The following is a 3,222-nucleotide window of genomic DNA, read 5'->3' as shown; positions in this document are numbered from 1 at the left end:
GTGCCTCGCTTCAGCAAATTGGGTATGTGACAGCTTTCGGTGTTTTGTGAGATTCGAACTTTCGGTTCATTTCGTCTTCACACACCGCAATCTGATGCTCTTTCGAGAAACAAATTGCTTGGGTGTTATATGGTCAAGCCTCACGGGCAATTAGTATTGGTTAGCTCAACGCCTCACAGCGCTTACACACCCAACCTATCAACGTCGTAGTCTTCGACGGCCCTTCAGGGAACTCAAGGTTCCAGTGAGATCTCATCTTGAGGCTAGTTTCCCGCTTAGATGCTTTCAGCGGTTATCTATTCCGAACATAGCTACCCGGCAATGCCACTGGCGTGACAACCGGAACACCAGAGGTTCGTCCACTCCGGTCCTCTCGTACTAGGAGCAGCCCCTCTCAAATCTCAAACGTCCACGGCAGATAGGGACCGAACTGTCTCACGACGTTCTAAACCCAGCTCGCGTACCACTTTAAATGGCGAACAGCCATACCCTTGGGACCGGCTTCAGCCCCAGGATGTGATGAGCCGACATCGAGGTGCCAAACACCGCCGTCGATATGAACTCTTGGGCGGTATCAGCCTGTTATCCCCGGAGTACCTTTTATCCGTTGAGCGATGGCCCTTCCATACAGAACCACCGGATCACTAAGACCTACTTTCGTACCTGCTCGACGTGTCTGTCTCGCAGTCAAGCGCGCTTTTGCCTTTATACTCTACGACCGATTTCCGACCGGTCTGAGCGCACCTTCGTACTCCTCCGTTACTCTTTAGGAGGAGACCGCCCCAGTCAAACTACCCACCATACACTGTCCTCGATCCGGATAACGGACCTGAGTTAGAACCTCAAAGTTGCCAGGGTGGTATTTCAAGGTTGGCTCCACGCGAACTGGCGTCCACGCTTCAAAGCCTCCCACCTATCCTACACAAGCAAATTCAAAGTCCAGTGCAAAGCTATAGTAAAGGTTCACGGGGTCTTTCCGTCTAGCCGCGGATACACTGCATCTTCACAGCGATTTCAATTTCACTGAGTCTCGGGTGGAGACAGCGCCGCCATCGTTACGCCATTCGTGCAGGTCGGAACTTACCCGACAAGGAATTTCGCTACCTTAGGACCGTTATAGTTACGGCCGCCGTTTACCGGGGCTTCGATCAAGAGCTTCGCGTTAGCTAACCCCATCAATTAACCTTCCGGCACCGGGCAGGCGTCACACCCTATACGTCCACTTTCGTGTTTGCAGAGTGCTGTGTTTTTAATAAACAGTCGCAGCGGCCTGGTATCTTCGACCGGCATGAGCTTACGGAGCAAGTCCTTCACCCTCACCGGCGCACCTTCTCCCGAAGTTACGGTGCCATTTTGCCTAGTTCCTTCACCCGAGTTCTCTCAAGCGCCTTGGTATTCTCTACCCAACCACCTGTGTCGGTTTGGGGTACGGTTCCTGGTTACCTGAAGCTTAGAAGCTTTTCTTGGAAGCATGGCATCAACCACTTCGTCACCCAGAGGGTAACTCGTCATCAGCTCTCGGCCTTAGAATCCCGGATTTACCTAAGATTCCAGCCTACCACCTTAAACTTGGACAACCAACGCCAAGCTGGCCTAGCCTTCTCCGTCCCTCCATCGCAATAACCAGAAGTACAGGAATATTAACCTGTTTTCCATCGACTACGCTTTTCAGCCTCGCCTTAGGGACCGACTAACCCTGCGTCGATTAACGTTGCGCAGGAAACCTTGGTCTTTCGGCGTGGGTGTTTTTCACACCCATTGTCGTTACTCATGTCAGCATTCGCACTTCTGATACCTCCAGCAAGCTTCTCAACTCACCTTCACAGGCTTACAGAACGCTCCTCTACCGCATCACCCGAAGGTGATACCCGTAGCTTCGGTGTATGGTTTGAGCCCCGTTACATCTTCCGCGCAGGCCGACTCGACTAGTGAGCTATTACGCTTTCTTTAAAGGGTGGCTGCTTCTAAGCCAACCTCCTAGCTGTCTAAGCCTTCCCACATCGTTTCCCACTTAACCATAACTTTGGGACCTTAGCTGACGGTCTGGGTTGTTTCCCTTTTCACGACGGACGTTAGCACCCGCCGTGTGTCTCCCATGCTCGGCACTTGTAGGTATTCGGAGTTTGCATCGGTTTGGTAAGTCGGGATGACCCCCTAGCCGAAACAGTGCTCTACCCCCTACAGTGATACATGAGGCGCTACCTAAATAGCTTTCGAGGAGAACCAGCTATCTCCGAGCTTGATTAGCCTTTCACTCCGATCCACAGGTCATCCGCTAACTTTTCAACGGTAGTCGGTTCGGTCCTCCAGTTAGTGTTACCCAACCTTCAACCTGCCCATGGATAGATCGCCCGGTTTCGGGTCTATTCCCAGCGACTAGACGCCCTATTAAGACTCGCTTTCGCTACGCCTCCCCTATTCGGTTAAGCTCGCCACTGAAAATAAGTCGCTGACCCATTATACAAAAGGTACGCAGTCACCCAACAAAGTGGGCTCCCACTGCTTGTACGCATACGGTTTCAGGATCTATTTCACTCCCCTCTCCGGGGTTCTTTTCGCCTTTCCCTCACGGTACTAGTTCACTATCGGTCAGTCAGTAGTATTTAGCCTTGGAGGATGGTCCCCCCATATTCAGACAAAGTTTCTCGTGCTCCGTCCTACTCGATTTCATGACTAAGAGATTTTCGCGTACAGGGCTATCACCCACTATGGCCGCACTTTCCAGAGCGTTCCGCTAATCTCAAAGCCACTTAAGGGCTAGTCCCCGTTCGCTCGCCACTACTAAGGGAATCTCGGTTGATTTCTTTTCCTCAGGGTACTTAGATGTTTCAGTTCCCCTGGTTCGCCTCTTAAGCCTATGTATTCAGCTTAAGATAACCATCTTATGATGGCTGGGTTCCCCCATTCAGACATCTCCGGATCAAAGTCTGTTTGCCGACTCCCCGAAGCTTTTCGCAGGCTACCACGTCTTTCATCGCCTCTGACTGCCAAGGCATCCACCGTATGCGCTTCTTCACTTGACCATATAACCCCAAGCAATCTGGTTATACTGTGAAGACGACATTCGCCGAAAATTCGATAATACTCAATTTGAGTAACTCACAAATTTTACCTTAGCCTGATCCGTTACCAGTGAAAGTAACGTTCAGTCTATCTTTCTATCACATACCCAAATTTTTAAAGAACGAACTAGTCAAAGACTAGAAATCAACATTCACCATC

At 50.8% G+C, this 3,222-nt stretch carries 1 rRNA gene; it reads right to left on the bottom strand.

Going from position 1 to position 3,222, the window contains the following annotated elements:
- Positions 1–129: 129 nt before the first annotated feature.
- Positions 130–3,023: ribosomal RNA gene (locus AC19YY_RS30910) — 23S ribosomal RNA — on the bottom strand.
- Positions 3,024–3,222: the final 199 nt, after the last annotated feature.

The organism is Pseudomonas sp. MF09156, from assembly GCF_059862305.1.
The sequence above is the reverse complement of the archived record's forward strand: the minus strand, read 5'-3'. Positions and strand labels throughout refer to the sequence as shown.